This is a genomic window from Streptomyces sp. NPDC007945 (genome assembly GCF_042958885.1).
Classification (GTDB): Bacteria; Actinomycetota; Actinomycetes; order Streptomycetales; family Streptomycetaceae; genus Streptomyces.
On the sequence record NZ_JBIBJV010000002.1, the window covers coordinates 1,017,788 to 1,034,160 of the forward strand.

A 16,373-nucleotide genomic window follows, 5' to 3' on the forward strand; every position below is an offset into this window, starting at 1 on the left:
CTCAGGCTCCGGCGAAGGCGTTGGCGAGGGCGACGGCGGCGATCGCCAGGACGACGGAGCCGGCGAGCAGGGCGCTGAGGTAGGTCTGCGCGTTGCCGGTCTGGGCGCGGCGGACGAGCCAACCGAGGCCCTTGGCGGTGTTCGCGGCCCCGCTCACGTAGGCGTCGACGACCTCGCGGTCCAGGAAGCGGACCAGGGACGCGGCGCCGAGCACCGGGCGGACGAACGCCTTCCGGTAGAGGGCGTCCAGGTGGAAGCCGTCGGCGGCCGGTCCGTGCAGCGGGCCGAGGAGGGCGCGGCCGGGGTCGGCCGGGTCCTCCGCGGGGTGCGGCAGGCGCAGCGCCTCGGCCTCGACGAGGCCGGCGTCGGCGTCCGGGTGGGCGACGTGCGGGGTGGCCACCGGGGGGACGGCCCTGGTGGCGAGGGTCCGCCAGACGGCGTACGTCACGGCGCCGCCGGCGACGGCGAGGCCGGTGCCGAGGACGGCGGTGGTGAGGGTCGGGAGCAGTTGCTCGCCGTCGAACCAGTCGTCGAGGACGAGCGCGCTCAGACCGAAGCCGAGGGAGGGGATCGCGAGGATCCAGAGGACGGCGGTCATCGCGATCGGCTGGTGTCCGTGATGGGGGGCTTCCGGGCCCCTGCCGCGGAAGGTGCGGAGCCAGAGGCGGAGCGCGTACGCGGCGGTGAGGAGGGCGGTCAGCAGGCCCGCGACGAGAACAGTCCAGCCGGTCCCGGCGGGGACGCCGGCCCGGTCGCCGAGCGCGGTGTGCTCGGCGGCGACGAGGACGGCCTCCTTGGAGAAGAAGCCGGCGAACGGCGGGATCGCGGCGAGCGCGAGGAGGGCGACGGTCATCGTCCAGTACGCGTCGGGGATCCGCTTCGCCAGGCCGCCCATCCGGGACATGGCGGTGAGCGAGTTGGTGCCGGCGGCGTGGATGACCGCGCCGGCGGCGAGGAAGAGCAGCGCCTTGAAGGCGGCGTGCGACAGCAGGTGGAAGACGGCGGCGCCCCGGTCGCCGACGGCGAGCGCGCCCGCCATGTAGCCGAGCTGGCCGATCGTCGAGTAGGCGAGGACCCGCTTGATGTCGTCCTGGGCGAGGGCGGCGAGCGCCGAGCCGACCATGGTGACGGCCGCCATCACGGCGAGCACGGTCATCGCGGCGGCGGAGGCGGCGAAGACCGGGAGCAGCCGGGCGACGAAGTAGACGCCGGCGGCGACCATGGTGGCCGCGTGGATGAGCGCGGAGACCGGCGTGGGGCCGGCCATGGCGTCGGGCAGCCAGGTGTGCAGCGGGAACTGCGCGGACTTGCCGGCCACGCCGGCGAGGAGCAGCAGGGCCACCGTGGTGGGGTGGTCGAGGCCGCCGCTCGCGACGGTGGACAGGATGCCGTCGATGCGGAAGGTGCCGGCGTCGGCGGCGAGCGCGAAGAGCCCGAAGAGGAAGGGGACGTCGCCGAGCTTGGTGACGAGGAAGGCCTTCAGGGAGGCGGAGCGCGCCTCGGGGGTCTCCCAGTAGTGCCCGACGAGGAAGTACGAGCAGATGCCCATGATCTCCCAGCCGACCAGGAGGACCATCAGGTCGCCCGAGTAGACGACGAGGAGCATCGCGGCGGTGAAGAGGGACACGAGGGCCGCGTACGAGGGGTAGCGGGGGTCCTCGCGGAGGTAGCCGGTCGAGTAGATCTGCACGCAGCTCGCGACGACGCCGACGAGGACGGCGACGAGGGCGGCGAAGCCGTCGATGTGGACGCCGAGGGTGATCGGCACGGAGCCGGTGGGCGTCAGCTCGGTGGCGGCCTCGATCACCGTGTTCCCGCCCTGGCGGATCGCGACGAGGACGGCGAGGACGGCGGCGGCGAGCGTGGGGAGGACGGCGAGCGGCCGGACGAAGCCGGGCGCGGTGCGGCCGAGGGCGAGTCCGGCGACGGCGCCGAGGAAGGGCAGGACGGGGACGAGGACGGCGAGGGTCGTGGTGGTCACGCGGCGGCCTCGGCCTTCTCGTCGGTGCTCTCCGGGGTTCCGCCGGGCTCGGGCTGCTCCGCCGTGTCGCGGAGGCGGTCGACGTCGGCCGTGCCGCGGTTGCGGTGGACCATGAGGACGATCGCGAGACCGATGCCGATCTCGGCGGCGGCGATGGCGATGGTGAAGAGGGTGAGCGCCTGGCCTGCGTGGAGGGCGTCGCGGAGCCAGACGTCGAAGGCGACCAGGTTGAGGTTGACGGCGTTGAGCATCAGCTCGACCGACATCAGGACCAGGATCGCGTTGCGGCGGGCGAGGACGCCGTACAGGCCGACGCAGAAGAGGAGCGCGGCGAGGACGGCGGGGTAGGCGAGGTGCATCAGTCCCGCTCCCCTTCCGGCTTCTTGCGGGACAGGACGATGGCGCCGACCAGGGCGGCGAGCAGAAGCACCGAGAGCGCCTCGAAGGGCAGCACCCAGTGCCGGAAGAGGATCTCGCCGGTCACTCCGGTGGAGCCCCGCGCGGGCCCCTCCAGGTCGATCCAGCTCTTGCGGAAGGCGTCCCAGACCACCCAGACGAGCGCCGCGGCGGCGGCCGCGGCGACGCCGAGGGCGACGGGCCGGTTGCCCGAGTCGGCGTCCGGGGAGCGGCCGATGGGGGCCTTGGTGAGCATGAGCCCGAAGAGGAGCAGGACGACGACGGAGCCGACGTAGATCAGGACCTGCACCCAGGCGATGAACTCGGCGGTCAGCAGGAGGTACTCGACGGCGAGGCCGCCGAGCGCGACCACGAGCCAGAGCGCGGCGTGCACGAGCTGCTTCGTGGTGACGGAGACGACGGCGGCGCCGAGGGTGACCAGGGCGACCAGGAGGAAGGCGATCTCGACCCCGGTGGGCGAGAGGAAGCCGGGGTGGGCCGGCGGGGCGGCGAGGATCACTGCGGGCCCTCCTGCTGCGGGGCGTCGGCGGCCGCCTGGGCCGCGGCGGCCTTCTCGGCGGCCTTGCGGGCGGCGGCGATCTCCTTGGGCTCCTCGGCCCCCGGGTCGAGCGCGGGCGGCTCGGGGACCGTCCACATCCACTCGCGGAGCTTGTCGCGCTCGTGGGTCAGCTCCAGGATGTCGGTCTCGGCGTACTCGAACTCCGGCGACCAGAAGAGGGCGTCAAAGGGGCACACCTCGATGCAGATCCCGCAGTACATGCAGAGGGAGAAGTCGATGGCGAAGCGGTCGAGGACGTTCCGGCTGCGCTCGCGGCCGCCGGGGGCGGCGGCCGGGACCGTCTCCTTGTGGGAGTCGATGTAGATGCACCAGTCGGGGCACTCGCGGGCGCACAGCATGCAGACCGTGCAGTTCTCCTCGAACAGCGCGATCACCCCGCGCGAGCGGGGCGGCAGCTCGGGCTGCGCGTCCGGGTACTGCGCGGTGACCGTCTTCCGGGTCATCGTGCGGAGGGTGACGGCGAGGCCCTTGGCGAGGCCGGAGCCGGGGATCTTGGGGGACATCTAGCTGATCGCCACCTTCACGATGCCGGTGAGCGCGATCTGCGCGAGGGCGAGCGGGACGAGGGTCGTCCAGGCGAGCTTCTGGAGCTGGTCCTCGCGCAGGCGCGGGTAGGAGACCCGCAGCCAGATCACGACGAAGGCCAGGACGGCGGTCTTCAGGAGGGTCCAGAGCCAGCCGAGGCCGTCCTCGCCCCAGGGGCCGTGCCAGCCGCCGAGGAAGAGGACGGTGGTGAGGGCACAGAGGACGACGATGCCGGCGTACTCGGCGAGCAGGAAGAGCGCGAAGCGGAGGCCGGTGTACTCGGTGTACGCGCCGAAGATGATCTCCGAGTCGGCGACCGGCATGTCGAACGGCGGGCGCTGGAGCTCGGCGAGGCCCGCGACGAAGAAGACGAGCGCGCCGACGATCTGCCACGGCACCCACCACCACGCGAAGGCGTCGAGGACGCCGGTGAGGGAGACGGTGCCGGCGGCCATCGCGACGGACGCGGCGGCGAGCAGCATCGGCAGCTCGTACGCGAGCAGCTGCGCGGCCGTGCGCAGGCCGCCGAGCAGCGAGAACTTGTTCGCGGACGCCCAGCCGGCCATCAGGCTGCCGAGCACGCCGACGCCCATGACGGCGAGCGCGAAGAAGACGCCCGCGTCGACGACGGCGCCGACGGAACCGGGCGCGACCGGGATCGCGACGAGCACGAGGAGGTACGGGAGGAGGGCGACGGCCGGCGCGAGCTGGAAGACCCGCCGGTCGGCGTCCTTCGGGACGATGTCCTCCTTCTGCGCGAACTTCACGCCGTCGGCGACGAGCTGGGCCCAGCCGTGGAAACCGCCGGCGTACATGGGGCCGAGCCGCCCCTGCATGTGCGCCATCACCTTGTGCTCGGTCTGCCCGACGACGAGCGGCAGCACGAGGAACGCGACGAAGACGAGCAGCAGCCGCACGGCGACATCGAGTGCGTCAGTCACGCGGATCGCCTCCGGCGGGGTCGGGGTGGGTGTCGGGGTCGGGGTCGGGGTCGGACGTCGCGTCCGGGGCGGACTCGGAGGCCGGGGGTTCGGCGTCCGGGGCGGCCCCGGCGGCGGGCTTCGTGTCCGGGGCGGGCTCGGGGGCCGGGGATTCGGGGTCCGGTACGGGCCCGGTGCCCGGCTTCGTGTCCGGGGCAGGCCCGGTGGCGGGCTTCGTGTCCGGGGCGGGCCCGGTGCCGGGCTTCGCCTCCGGTACGGGCCCGGTGGCGGGCTTCGTGTCCGGGGCGGGCTCGGGGGCCGGGGGTTCGGGGTCCGGGGCGGCCGGTTGCGTCGGGGCGTCGAACGCCGGGCGGGCGTGGTGCCAGGGGGCGTCCGCGCTGCGGGTGCGCGGGGGCGGCGAGGCGGCCGCCGGGGCCTCGGGGGCGTCCGGGGCCGCCGGTGCGGCCTGGCTCGCGGAGCCGTCCGAGGCCGAGCGGGTGCGGCGGGCGGGGGCCGCTCCCGGGTCCGGGGCGGTCTGGCTCGCCGAGCCCTCGGACGCGGAGCGCGTACGGCGGGGCGGGCGGGTTCCCGCCTCGGGGGCGTCGGGGGCCGCGGGCGCCGCCGCCGGGGTGCTCTGGCTCGCCGAGCCCTCGGACGCGGAGCGCGTACGGCGGGCGGGGGCCGCTCCCGGGTCCGGGGCGGTCTGGCTCGCGGAGCCTTCCGAGGCCGAGCGGGTGCGGCGGGCCGGGGCGTCCTGCGTCGCCGAGCCCTCCGCGGTGGTGCGGGTGCGGCGTACCGGGGCGTCCTGGGTGGTCGAGCCCTCCGCGGTGGTGCGGGTGCGGCGGGGGCGGTCGGCGGCGGCGCCTCGGGCGGGGCGCTCTGGGGCCGGGGGGAGCTGGCCCTTGAGGGGACCCCACTCGTTGGGGTCGGGGACGCCGGGCGGGAGCATCTGGCGGCGCTTGGGGCCGCCGTCGTGGGACTCGCCCGGCTCCTTCGCGCCGGGCCACGCCTTGGCGACGCGGGCGGCGAGGACGAAGTCCTTGCGGAGGGGGTGGCCCTCGAAGTTCTCGGGGAGGAGGAGCGGCGTCAGGTTCGGGTGGCCCTCGAAGACGACGCCGAACATCTCGTGGGTCTCGCGCTCGTGCCAGGCCGCGCCCGCGAAGACGCCCACGGCCGTCGGCAGGACGGGGGCGTCGTGCGGCACGGTCGTGCGCAGGAGCAGGCGCCGCGGGGCGCCGGAGCCGAGGGCGACGACGTGCGCGCAGACGCGGAAGCCCGTGCCCGGCTCGTCCACCGCGCTCAGCCAGTCGAAGAAGGTGCAGCCCAGCTCGTCCCGGGCGGTCCGCAGCGCGTCGAGCCATTCCGTGCCGGGGACGTCGACGGTCAGCAGGTCGTACGCCCTCTGGGCCCCCGCCTCGTCGCCGAACAGGTCCGTCACGGCCTCGGGGAGGGATTCGTAGCGGTTCATCGGTCGTCGCCTCCCGGCGGCGGGGTGACGAGCGGGCTGGTGAGCTGGGAGACCGAGGGCCGTGCCGTCGTGCCGTACCGCTCGCCCAGGTTCTCGCGGGCGATCTTCTCCTGGAGCTTGAGGATGCCCTGGAGCAGCGCCTCGGGGCGGGGCGGGCAGCCGGGGACGTAGACGTCGACCGGGATGATCTGGTCGACGCCCTTGGTCACGGAGTACGAGTCCCAGTACGGGCCGCCGCAGTTCGAGCAGGCGCCGAAGGAGATGACGTACTTCGGCTCGGGCATCTGCTCGTAGAGCCGCTTCACGGCCGGGGCCATCTTGTCCGTGACCGTGCCGGAGACGATCATCAGGTCGGCCTGGCGGGGGCCGGGCGCGAAGGGGATCACGCCGAGCCGGATGAAGTCGTGCCGAGCCATGGACGCGGCGATGAACTCGATCGCGCAGCAGGCGAGGCCGAAGTTGAAGACCCAGAGGCTGTAGCGGCGGCCCCAGTTCAGGACCACCTTCATGGGCTCGGGGGCCAGCCGGGAGAGCGTGCCGAGCTTCGGGGCCGGCAGGGGGACGGCGCCGCCCCCGGGGGTGGTGTCGGGTGTTACGTCCATGCCAGGACGCCCTTCTTGTACGCGTAGAGCAGCCCGACGGCCAGGAAGCCGAGGAAGACGAACATCTCGACGAGGGTGGTGGCGCCGTAGCCGGGCGCGGCGAAGACCGTCGCCCACGGGAAGAGGAAGATCGAGTCGACGGCGAAGATGACGTAGAGGAAGGCGTACACGTAGTAGCGGACCTGGGTGTGGGCCCAGCCCTCCCCCACCGGGTCGACGCCGCACTCGTACGTCAGCAGTTTCTCCGGGGTCGGCACGACGGGCCGGAGCAGCCGGCCGGCGCCGAAGGCGACCGCGACGAAGAGCACGCCGACGACGGCGAGCAGGCCGACGACGGAGTACGTATCGAAATATCCCGCCGCGACTACGGTCGGTTCCCGCACGTCCGCCGCCCCTCTCGGTCCCTCGCCGGTTTCCTGGCCGAATTCACCGACGCGAGTCTAGGCCCTGCTAAAAGGAGCGTAAGCAGGCGCGGGTGGGGTTATCCCCCCGGGCCGACACCCACCTCCCCCATGGCCCGGGGCGGGCGGGGGACGGCAGGCTTAGGGCATGACCGCTGATCACCCGAGCCCTTCCGCCCCCGCCGTGGCCGCCGGCGACCCGCCCGCGCGGCGGCGGACCGCGTACGGGAAGGAGACCTGGAAGGAGATCTCCTTCCTGCTGCTCAACCTCCCCACGGCCCTCGTCGGCTTCGTCTACGCCGTCACCACGGTCGCCGTCGGGGCCGCGCTGTCCGTCACCGTGATCGGTCTGCCGCTGCTGGCGGCCGGACTGTCGGGGGCGCGGGGGATCGGCCGGTCCGAGCGGGCCCGGGCGCGGGCGCTCCTCGACGCGGACGTGGCGGAGCCCTCGCCGCTGCCGCGGCCGGGCGGCGCGCTGCCGTGGCTGTGGACGCGGCTCACGGACCCGGTGGCGTGGCGGACGCAGCTGTACGGGCTGATGCGGCTGCCGTGGGGGGTCGTCACCTTCTCCGTCACCCTGGTCTCGCTGGTGGCGCTGTGGCCGGTGCTGCCGTTCATCGCGCGGGGCCTGGCCGCGGCGGACCGGAGCATGGTGCGGGGGCTGCTCTCGCCCTCGGACGAGCTGGAGCGGCGGATCGCCGAGCTGGAGTCGGACCGGGGCGTGGTCGTGGACACGGCGGCGGCCGACCTCCGGCGGATCGAGCGGGACCTGCACGACGGGGCGCAGGCGCGCCTGGTGGCCCTCGCGATGGGCCTCGGGCTCGCGAAGGAGAAGCTCCACGAGGACCCGGAGGCGGCGGCCGAGATGGTCGCGGAGGCGCACGGCGAGGTGAAGCTGGCCCTCCAGGAGCTGCGGGACCTGGCGCGGGGCATCCACCCGGCGGTCCTCACCGACCGGGGTCTGGACGCGGCGCTGTCGTCGCTGGCGGGCCGGTGCACGGTGCCGGCGACGGTGGCGGTGGACCTGCCGGAGCGGCCCGCGGAGGCGATCGAGGGGATCGCGTACTTCACCGTCTCGGAGCTGCTCCAGAACGTGTCCAAGCACGCGAGGGCCCGTGCGGCCTCGGTGGAGGTGTGGCGGGCGGAGGACCGCCTGCTGCTCCAGGTGCGGGACGACGGCGTCGGCGGCGCGCGGCTGGACGGCGCCGGCACGGGTCTGGCGGGCCTGGCGGAACGGCTGGGCGCGGTGGACGGCCTGTTGGTCGTGGACTCCCCCGCCGGCGGCCCGACGACGGTCACGGCGGAGCTGCCGTGGCGGGCGCGGCAGGCCTGACGGTGGGGATATCCCCCCTGCGGGGACGCCGACCCGCCTCATGGTGCCGCAGGGGGTCCGGGCGGAACCCTGGATCCGTACCCAGCGACGACCAGAAGGACCTCCCCATGGATTCGAGCCTCGTTCCCGCCGTGCTCCGGGCGCCCTTCCAGGGGCGGACCTGGCGCGGGTTCCTCTTCACCCTGGTGGGGCTGCCACTGAGCGTGCTGTGGTTCTCGCTCGCCGTCGCCCTCACCTCCGCGGGTGTGGGGCTGCTGATCACCTTCCTCGGGGTGCCGGTGCTGGCCGCCTCGCTGACCGTGAGCCGGGCGTTCGGCGCGGTGGAGCGGGCGCGGGTGCGGGGACTGCTCGGGGTGCGCGTCGCCGCGCCGGAGCCGGTGCGGGGGCGGACGGGCGGGGCGTTCTCGTGGATGGCGGCGTCGCTGCGGTCGGGGGCCTCGTGGCGGCACCTGCTGTACGGGGTCGTGCACTTCCCGTGGGCGGTGTTCTCGTTCTCGGTGTCGGTGGCGTTCTTCACGTGGGGCTGGGGGTTCCTCACGTATCCGCTGTGGCGATGGGTCTTCCCGGCGTACCTGGGTCAGGACGGCATCCAGCTGTACGGGGACGAGACGCACGCCCTGTACCTGGACTCGCCCTTCGAGGTCGCCGTCACCTGCGGGATCGGGTTGCTGCTGGTGCTGGCGTGGCCGCCGCTGGTGCGGGGGCTGACGGCGGTGGACCGGGTCCTGGCGGCGGGGCTGCTGGGGCCGGGGCGGCTCGCGGAGCGGGTGACGGAGCTGGAGTCGGACCGGGGCGCGGTCGTGGACACGGCGGCGGCGGACCTGCGGCGGATCGAGCGGGACCTGCACGACGGTCCGCAGGCGCGGCTGGCGTCGCTGGCGATGGACCTGGGTCTGGCTCGGGAGACGCTGGCCCGCGACCCGCGGTCGGCGGCGGTGCTGGTGGACGAGGCGCACGGCGAGGTGAAGCTGGCCCTGAAGGAGCTGCGGGACCTGGCGCGGGGCATCCACCCGGCGGTCCTGACCGACCGGGGTCTGGACGCGGCGCTGTCGTCGGTGGCGGCCCGCTGCGCGGTGCCGGTGGCGGTGACGGTGGACCTGCCGGGGCGGCCGGTGGCGGCGATCGAGGGCCTCGCCTACGTCACGGTGACGGAACTTCTGGAGAACGTGTCCCGGCATTCGCGGGCCCGGCGGGCCTCGGTGGACGTGTGGCGGTCGGGCGCGCGGCTGATGCTCCAGGTGCGGGACGACGGCGCCGGTGGCGCGGACCCGGCGCGCGGGCAGGGCCTCACGGGGCTCGCGGAGCGGCTGCGGGCGGTGGACGGCGTGCTGGCGGTGGACTCGCCGGAGGGCGGTCCGACGACGGTGACGGCCGAGCTCCCCTGGCGGGCCTGAGGCGTCCGCGCCGCCCGGGCGGCCCGGGGCCGTGTCCCCGCTTCCGCGGGCCGGACCCGCACGCGGGCGGCGGCTTTCCTGCGATGCTTGATCACGCGGCGCCGAACGGGCCGCGCGATCGGGCATCGCAGGGCTATCGCAGGACATGGGGCGGCGGACGTGGGCGTGGGAGAGGTGGCGGACCGGGTGCGGGTGGTCATCGCCGAGGATTCGGTGCTGTTGCGCGAGGGGCTGACGCGGCTGCTCACGGACCGGGGGCACGAGGTCGTCGCGGGGGTCGGGGACGGCGAGGCGCTGGTGAAGACGGTGGCGGAGCTCGCGGACGCGGGCGCGCTGCCGGACGTGGTGGTGGCGGACGTGCGGATGCCGCCGACCCACACGGACGAGGGGGTGCGGGCGGCGGTGCGGCTGCGGGCGGAGTATCCGGAGCTCGCCGTGCTGGTGCTGTCGCAGTACGTGGAGGAGCAGTACGCCACCGAGCTCCTGGCCGGTTCCACGCGGGGCGTGGGCTATCTGCTGAAGGACCGGGTCGCGGAGGTGCGCGAGTTCACCGAGGCGGTGGTGCGGGTCGCGCAGGGCGGTACGGCCCTGGACCCGGAGGTGGTCCAGCAGCTGCTCGGCCGCAGCCGGCAGCAGGACGTCCTGGCGCATCTGACCCCGCGCGAGCGGGAGGTCCTGGGCCTGATGGCGGAGGGCCGGACGAACTCGGCGATCGCGAAGCAGCTGGTCGTGAGCGACGGGGCGGTGGAGAAGCACATCGGGAACATCTTCCTGAAGCTGGGCCTCTCGCCGAGCGAGGGCGACCACCGCCGGGTCCTGGCGGTGCTGACGTACCTCAGGTCGTGAGCCGCCCCGTCACCCTGTCGGACGCAACCCTTTTCGGACGGCTGTCCGGATCTGGAGCGCGCCTCGTGCGCGGCTGGGGCGTGCCTGGAACGGAGGAATAAGGCGGAACATCGCGTTCCGGACGAATCCGGGTAGCCGCAGAACGGGACAATGCACAACAGAAGGGCATCTCAAGCAGAGGCCCACCATGTGAGAAGTCCCGGGAAGGCGCACCTCACCGTCGTAGGGTGGGCCGCAGAGTCCCGCTTGCCGCTAGGGAGGTCCTGTAAGTGACCAGCCAGGTCAGTAGCGAGGCCGGCGAGGCCTTGCTCGGGGAGCAGCGCAGCGCCCCGGTGGAGGGCCGTGACGGCGCCGAGAAGGAAGTCCGCCGGCTCGACCGGGTGATCATCCGGTTCGCGGGCGACTCCGGTGACGGCATGCAGCTCACGGGTGACCGGTTCACCTCGGAGACGGCGTCCTTCGGGAACGACCTCTCCACCCTGCCGAACTTCCCGGCCGAGATCCGGGCGCCCGCCGGCACCCTGCCGGGCGTCTCGTCCTTCCAGCTGCACTTCGCCGACCACGACATCCTGACCCCCGGCGACGCGCCGAACGTGCTGGTCGCGATGAACCCCGCCGCGCTGAAGGCGAACATCGCCGACGTGCCGCGCGGCGGCGAGATCATCGTCAACACGGACGAGTTCGCGAAGCGGGCGATGGCCAAGGTCGGATACGCGCAGAGCCCCCTGGAGGACGGCTCGCTCGACGGCTACCGGGTGCATCCGGTGCCGCTGACGACGCTGACCGTCGAGGCGCTCAAGGAGTTCGGGCTGTCCCGGAAGGAGGCCGAGCGGAGCAAGAACATGTTCGCGCTCGGACTGCTGTCCTGGATGTACCACCGGCCGACCGAGGGCACGGAGAACTTCCTCCGGCGGAAGTTCGCGAAGAAGCCGCAGATCGCCGAGGCGAACGTGGCCGCCTTCCGGGCCGGCTGGAACTTCGGCGAGACGACCGAGGACTTCGCCGTCTCCTACGAGGTCGCCCCCGCGACCCGCGCCTTCCCCACCGGCACCTACCGGAACATCTCCGGGAACCTCGCCCTCTCCTACGGCCTGATCGCCGCGAGCCGCCAGGCGGAGCTGCCGCTCTACCTGGGCTCGTACCCGATCACCCCGGCCTCGGACATCCTGCACGAGCTGAGCCGGCACAAGAACTTCGGCGTGCGGACCTTCCAGGCGGAGGACGAGATCGCCGGCATCGGCGCCGCGCTCGGCGCCGCCTTCGGCGGCTCGCTCGCCGTCACCACCACCTCCGGCCCCGGCGTGGCCCTGAAGTCCGAGACGATCGGCCTCGCGGTCTCCCTGGAGCTGCCGCTGCTCATCGTCGACATCCAGCGCGGCGGCCCGTCCACCGGCCTCCCCACCAAGACGGAGCAGGCCGACCTGCTCCAGGCGATGTACGGGCGCAACGGCGAGGCGCCGGTGCCGATCGTGGCCCCGAGGACCCCGGCCGACTGCTTCGACGCCGCCCTGGAGGCGGCCCGGATCGCGCTCACCTACCGCACCCCCGTCCTGCTGCTCTCCGACGGCTACCTCGCCAACGGCTCCGAGCCCTGGCGGATCCCCGACGTCGACGCCCTGCCCGACCTGCGCACCGCCTTCGCCACCGGCCCGAACCACACCCAGGCCGACGGCACCGAGGTCTTCTGGCCCTACAAGCGCGACCCGGAGACCCTCGCCCGCCCCTGGGCCGTCCCCGGCACCCCCGGCCTCGAACACCGCATCGGCGGCATCGAGAAGCAGGACGGCACCGGCAACATCTCGTACGACCCCGCCAACCACGACTTCATGGTCCGCACCCGCCAGGCCAAGGTCGACGGCGTCGACGTCCCCGACATCGAGGCCGACGACCCGGACGGCGCCCGGACCCTGGTCCTCGGCTGGGGCTCGACGTACGGCCCGATCACCGCCGCCGTACGCCGCATCCGCCGCGAGGGCGGCCACATCGCGCAGGCCCACCTGCGCCACCTCAACCCCTTCCCGAAGAACCTCGGCGAGGTCCTGAAGCGGTACGACAAGGTCGTGATCCCCGAGATGAACCTCGGCCAGCTCGCCACCCTGATCCGCGCGAAGTACCTCGTCGACGCCCGCAGCCACAACCAGGTCAACGGCATGCCGTTCAAGGCCGAGCAGCTCGCCGCCGCACTCAAGGAGGCCATCGATGCCTGAGCCGCGCAGCGACTCGCTCCTGCAGCTGGTCCCCAGGGCCGAGGCGCAGCAGAGCATGAAGGACTTCAAGTCCGACCAGGAGGTCCGCTGGTGCCCGGGGTGCGGCGACTACGCCGTGCTCGCCGCCGTCCAGGGCTTCATGCCCGAACTCGGCCTGGCGAAGGAGAACATCGTCTTCGTCTCCGGCATCGGCTGCTCCTCCCGCTTCCCGTACTACATGAACACGTACGGGATGCACTCCATCCACGGCCGCGCCCCGGCCATCGCCACCGGTCTGGCGACCTCCCGCCGGGACCTGTCGGTGTGGGTGGTGACCGGCGACGGCGACGCGCTGTCGATCGGCGGCAACCACCTCATCCACGCCCTGCGCCGCAACGTGAACCTGAAGATCCTGCTCTTCAACAACCGGATCTACGGCCTCACCAAGGGCCAGTACTCCCCCACCTCCGAGGTCGGCAAGATCACCAAGTCGACCCCGATGGGCTCGCTCGACGCCCCGTTCAACCCGGTGTCGCTGGCCCTCGGCGCGGAGGCGTCCTTCGTGGCCCGGACGGTGGACTCCGACCGCAAGCACCTCACCGAGGTGCTGCGGCAGGCCGCCGACCACGACGGCACGGCCCTGGTGGAGATCTACCAGAACTGCAACATCTTCAACGACGGCGCCTTCGAGGTCCTCAAGGACAAGGACCTGGCCACGGAGGCCGTCATCCGCCTGGAGCACGGGCAGCCGATCCGCTTCGGCGCCGAGCTGGGCAAGGGCGTCGTCCGCGACCCCGCCACCGGCGACCTGGAGGTCGTCGCGGTCACCCCGGAGAACGAAGCGCGGATCCTCGTCCACGACGCGCACGCCGCCTCCCCGACGACGGCCTTCGCCCTCTCCCGCCTCGCCGACCCCGACACCCTCCACCAGACCCCCATCGGCGTCTTCCGCTCGGTGGAACGACCGGTCTACGACACCCTGATGGCCGACCAGCTGGACAGGGCCGTGGAGCAGCAGGGCGAGGGCGACCTCGGCCGGCTCCTGGCGGGCAACGACACCTGGACGGTCGTCGGCTGACGCCCGGTCACGGATCCCCGAGGGGCGCGGCCGGTCACCGGCCGCGCCCCTCGGTCCTTCGGGGGACCGGGTCCGGGGCGCCACCGGGTCACCGGCCGCGGGCCTCGTCGTAGCGGGCGCGGGCGGCCTCGACGTCGGGGACGAGGGACTCGGTCCAGAGGGCGAGGGCCTTGATCCGCTCGGCGGCGTCCTCGCCGAGGGGGGTGAGGGTGTAGTCGACGCGGGGCGGGATGACGGGCTTGGCGTCACGGTGGACGAAGCCGTCGCGCTCCAGGGTCTGGAGGGTCTGCGTCAGCATCTTCTCGCTGACGCCGCCGATCCTGCGCCGCAGTTCGCTGAAGCGGTACGAGCGCTCCAGGAGCGCCATCAGGACGAGGACGCCCCAGCGGCTGGTGACGTGCTCCAGGACGAGCCGCGACGGGCACATGGCGCCGTCCACGTCCGCCAGGAGCGGCTCTGCCGCGACCTCGGTACTCACCTTCATGCCAGTACCTTACTTCAAAGTGGGTACTTTCGATTGGTTAGTGCCCGACGTACGGTGAGTGTGTTCGTTCCTCCTCCAACCCTCCCCTCCCCCTCCCTCGAAGGAATCCCCATGCGCATCGTCGTCACCGGAGCCACCGGGCAGCTCGGCCGTCTCGTCGTCGACGCCCTCCTCGCCGACCCGGCCGTCCCCGCCGGGGCCGTCGCCGCCGTCGTCCGGAACAAGGAGAAGGCCGCCGACCTCGCGGACCGCGGCGTGGAGCTGCGGATCGCGGACTACAGCCGGCCGGAGACGCTGGCCGGGGCCTTCGAGGCGGGCGACCGGGTGCTGCTGATCTCCGGCAGCGAGGTCGGGCAGCGGGTGCCCCAGCACGCCGCCGTGATCGACGCGGCCAAGGCGGCGGGCGTGGCCCAGCTCGCGTACACCGGCGTCCTGGGCGGGCCCGAGGCCGACTTCGACCTGGCGGCCGAGCACAAGGCGACGGAGGAGCTGATCCTCGCCTCCGGCCTGCCGTACACGTTCCTGCGGAACGGCTGGTACAGCGAGAACTACACCGACAACCTCGCCCCCGTCCTCGCCCACGGGGCCGTCGTCGCCAACGCGGGAGACGGCCGGATCGCCTCCGCCACCCGCGCCGACTACGCGGCCGCCGCGGCCGCGGTGCTGACCGGGCCGGACGAGGAGCACGCGCGGCACCTGAACCGCGCGTACGAGCTGAGCGGCGACGAGGCCTGGTCGCTCGCCGAGTACGCGGCGGAGATCGCCGCCCGCAGCGGTCGGCCGATCGCGTACACGAACGTGCCGGCCGAGACCCACCTGGAGATCCTGACCGGCGCCGGGGTCCCGGAGCCCTTCGCGGCGATCCTCGTCGACGTGGACCGGGCGATCGAGCGGGGCGCGCTGGCCGTGCGGACCGGCGACCTGGCGCGGCTGATCGGCCGCCCGACCACCCCGATCGGCACGACGGTCGCCGAGGCGCTCAAGGTCATGACCGTATAGCGGTACACACATGACAGTCTGCCCCGCGCGGCGCTACCGTCATCGGGACAGCGCGGCGCAGGGCAGGAGGCATCCATGGGCTGGGGAAGAAACACGGCCACCGGAACCGGCGGGACGACCGGGAGCACGACCGGCGGACCCGGTGGCGGGGCGGCGGAGACGGCCGGCGGTGCGGGGGGCGAGAGTCGGGCCGGCCTCGCGTACGGCATCGCCGCGTACGCCATCTGGGGCCTCTTCCCGCTCTACTGGCCCCTGCTCGAACCCGCGAGCGCGGGCGAGATCCTGGCCCACCGCATGGTGTGGTCCTTCGTCTTCGTCGCCCTCGCCCTGGTGGCGCTGCGCCGCTGGGGCTGGGTGAAGGAGCTGTTCGCCCACCCGCGCAAGCTCGGCCTGCTGACGGTCGCCGCGGCCGTCATCACGGTGAACTGGGGCCTGTACATCTGGTCGGTCAACAACGGCCACGTCGTCGAGGCCTCGCTCGGCTACTTCATCAACCCGCTCGTGACGATCGCGCTCGGCGTCCTCGTCCTGAAGGAACGCCTCCGCCCCGCCCAGTGGACGGCCGTCGGCATCGGCATCGCCGCCGTGCTCGTGCTGGCGGTCGGCTACGGCCGCCCGCCGTGGATCTCCCTCGTCCTCGCCGTCTCCTTCGCCGCCTACGGCCTGGTGAAGAAGCAGGTCAACATCGGCGGCCTGGAGTCCCTGGCGGCCGAGACCGCCGTCCTCTTCCTGCCGGCCCTCGGCTACCTGCTCTTCCTCGGCTCCCGCTCCGAGCTGGCCTTCGGCACGGAGGGCGCCGGACACATGGCACTCCTCGCGGCGACCGGCGTCGTCACCGCGATCCCGCTGGTCTGCTTCGGCGCGGCGGCCATCCGGCTCCCGCTCTCCACGCTGGGCCTGCTGCAGTACCTGGCCCCGACCTTCCAGTTCCTCCTCGGCGTCGCGTACTTCCACGAGGCCATGCCGCCCGAGCGCTGGATCGGCTTCTCGCTTGTCTGGCTGGCCCTGACGCTGCTCACCTGGGACGCCCTCCGCACCGCCCGCCGCAGCCGCGCGGCCGTCACCCGCGCCGCGGAGTCGGCGGCCGAGCGGCTCGCGGAGGAGGCCGCGACGGCACCCGCCACGGTCCCGGCACCCGCCCCCGCCCGGGAGCCCCGCGCCTGACCCGCCCACGCCGCGC

Annotated in this window: 16 protein-coding genes; 7 read left to right on the plus strand and 9 right to left on the minus strand. The window is 73.6% G+C overall.

Going from position 1 to position 16,373, the window contains the following annotated elements:
* Position 1: 1 nt before the first annotated feature.
* The 8 genes from ACFZCF_RS10025 to ACFZCF_RS10060 are packed head-to-tail and all read right to left on the minus strand — an operon-like array spanning position 2 to position 6,855.
* Positions 2 to 1,981 carry an NADH-quinone oxidoreductase subunit L gene (locus tag ACFZCF_RS10025; RefSeq protein WP_391285777.1) on the minus strand — a complete coding sequence of 660 codons (1,980 nt, stop codon included), beginning with the start codon at positions 1,979 to 1,981 and terminating at the stop codon, positions 2 to 4.
* On the minus strand, positions 1,978 to 2,340 hold the full coding sequence (gene nuoK / locus ACFZCF_RS10030) for an NADH-quinone oxidoreductase subunit NuoK (RefSeq protein ID WP_388437784.1): 363 nt from the start codon (positions 2,338 to 2,340) through the stop codon (positions 1,978 to 1,980). The genes ACFZCF_RS10025 and nuoK overlap by 4 nt, the downstream gene beginning before the upstream one ends.
* Complete coding sequence (locus ACFZCF_RS10035) at positions 2,340 to 2,897, minus strand: NADH-quinone oxidoreductase subunit J (RefSeq protein ID WP_388437787.1); 558 nt, start codon at positions 2,895 to 2,897, stop codon at positions 2,340 to 2,342. Before ACFZCF_RS10035 ends, nuoK begins: the two co-directional genes overlap by 1 nt.
* Positions 2,894 to 3,460 (minus strand): NuoI/complex I 23 kDa subunit family protein, encoded by a 567-nt coding sequence (locus ACFZCF_RS10040; protein WP_388437790.1) that lies wholly within the window; start codon positions 3,458 to 3,460, stop codon positions 2,894 to 2,896. The genes ACFZCF_RS10035 and ACFZCF_RS10040 overlap by 4 nt, the downstream gene beginning before the upstream one ends.
* A complete protein-coding gene (locus ACFZCF_RS10045; RefSeq protein ID WP_391285780.1) occupies positions 3,461 to 4,423 on the minus strand; it encodes an NADH-quinone oxidoreductase subunit H in 963 nt (320 codons plus the stop codon).
* Entirely contained in the window at positions 4,416 to 5,870 is a 1,455-nt protein-coding gene (locus tag ACFZCF_RS10050) for an NADH-quinone oxidoreductase subunit C (RefSeq protein WP_391285782.1), read from the minus strand. The genes ACFZCF_RS10045 and ACFZCF_RS10050 overlap by 8 nt, the downstream gene beginning before the upstream one ends.
* Positions 5,867 to 6,472 carry an NADH-quinone oxidoreductase subunit B gene (locus ACFZCF_RS10055; protein ID WP_388437799.1) on the minus strand — a complete coding sequence of 202 codons (606 nt, stop codon included), beginning with the start codon at positions 6,470 to 6,472 and terminating at the stop codon, positions 5,867 to 5,869. The genes ACFZCF_RS10050 and ACFZCF_RS10055 overlap by 4 nt, the downstream gene beginning before the upstream one ends.
* Positions 6,463 to 6,855, minus strand: coding sequence for an NADH-quinone oxidoreductase subunit A (locus ACFZCF_RS10060; RefSeq protein ID WP_189948350.1), 393 nt, complete (start codon positions 6,853 to 6,855; stop codon positions 6,463 to 6,465). The genes ACFZCF_RS10055 and ACFZCF_RS10060 overlap by 10 nt, the downstream gene beginning before the upstream one ends.
* Positions 6,856 to 7,021: 166 nt before the next feature.
* Between ACFZCF_RS10060 and ACFZCF_RS10065 the strand changes: the two genes are divergently transcribed.
* The 5 genes from ACFZCF_RS10065 to ACFZCF_RS10085 all read left to right on the plus strand — a co-directional run bounded on the left by ACFZCF_RS10065 (position 7,022) and on the right by ACFZCF_RS10085 (position 13,710).
* A complete protein-coding gene (locus ACFZCF_RS10065) occupies positions 7,022 to 8,206 on the plus strand; it encodes a sensor histidine kinase (protein ID WP_388437802.1) in 1,185 nt (394 codons plus the stop codon).
* Between the two features lie 107 nt (positions 8,207 to 8,313).
* On the plus strand, positions 8,314 to 9,600 hold the full coding sequence (locus tag ACFZCF_RS10070; protein WP_391285785.1) for a sensor domain-containing protein: 1,287 nt from the start codon (positions 8,314 to 8,316) through the stop codon (positions 9,598 to 9,600).
* A 186-nt stretch (positions 9,601 to 9,786) separates the two neighbouring features.
* Positions 9,787 to 10,446 (plus strand): response regulator, encoded by a 660-nt coding sequence (locus tag ACFZCF_RS10075; RefSeq protein WP_388438917.1) that lies wholly within the window; start codon positions 9,787 to 9,789, stop codon positions 10,444 to 10,446.
* Between the two features lie 269 nt (positions 10,447 to 10,715).
* Positions 10,716 to 12,653 (plus strand): 2-oxoacid:acceptor oxidoreductase subunit alpha, encoded by a 1,938-nt coding sequence (locus ACFZCF_RS10080; protein WP_388437809.1) that lies wholly within the window; start codon positions 10,716 to 10,718, stop codon positions 12,651 to 12,653.
* Positions 12,646 to 13,710: a thiamine pyrophosphate-dependent enzyme gene (locus ACFZCF_RS10085; RefSeq protein ID WP_391285788.1), complete on the plus strand. Its 1,065-nt coding sequence runs from the start codon at positions 12,646 to 12,648 to the stop codon at positions 13,708 to 13,710. Before ACFZCF_RS10080 ends, ACFZCF_RS10085 begins: the two co-directional genes overlap by 8 nt.
* Before the next feature lie 88 nt (positions 13,711 to 13,798).
* On the opposite strand, the gene ACFZCF_RS10090 is transcribed toward ACFZCF_RS10085, so the two are convergent.
* Entirely contained in the window at positions 13,799 to 14,194 is a 396-nt protein-coding gene (locus tag ACFZCF_RS10090; protein WP_388437815.1) for a winged helix-turn-helix transcriptional regulator, read from the minus strand.
* A gap of 111 nt (positions 14,195 to 14,305) precedes the next feature.
* Here ACFZCF_RS10090 and ACFZCF_RS10095 point away from each other — a divergent pair, with 111 nt between their 5' ends.
* Positions 14,306 to 15,193 carry an NAD(P)H-binding protein gene (locus tag ACFZCF_RS10095; RefSeq protein WP_391285790.1) on the plus strand — a complete coding sequence of 296 codons (888 nt, stop codon included), beginning with the start codon at positions 14,306 to 14,308 and terminating at the stop codon, positions 15,191 to 15,193.
* Between the two features lie 75 nt (positions 15,194 to 15,268).
* The gene (rarD, locus tag ACFZCF_RS10100) at positions 15,269 to 16,357 is read left to right on the plus strand and encodes an EamA family transporter RarD (protein ID WP_391285793.1); all 1,089 of its coding nucleotides are present in this window, start codon (positions 15,269 to 15,271) and stop codon (positions 16,355 to 16,357) included.
* Positions 16,358 to 16,373 lie beyond the last annotated feature (16 nt).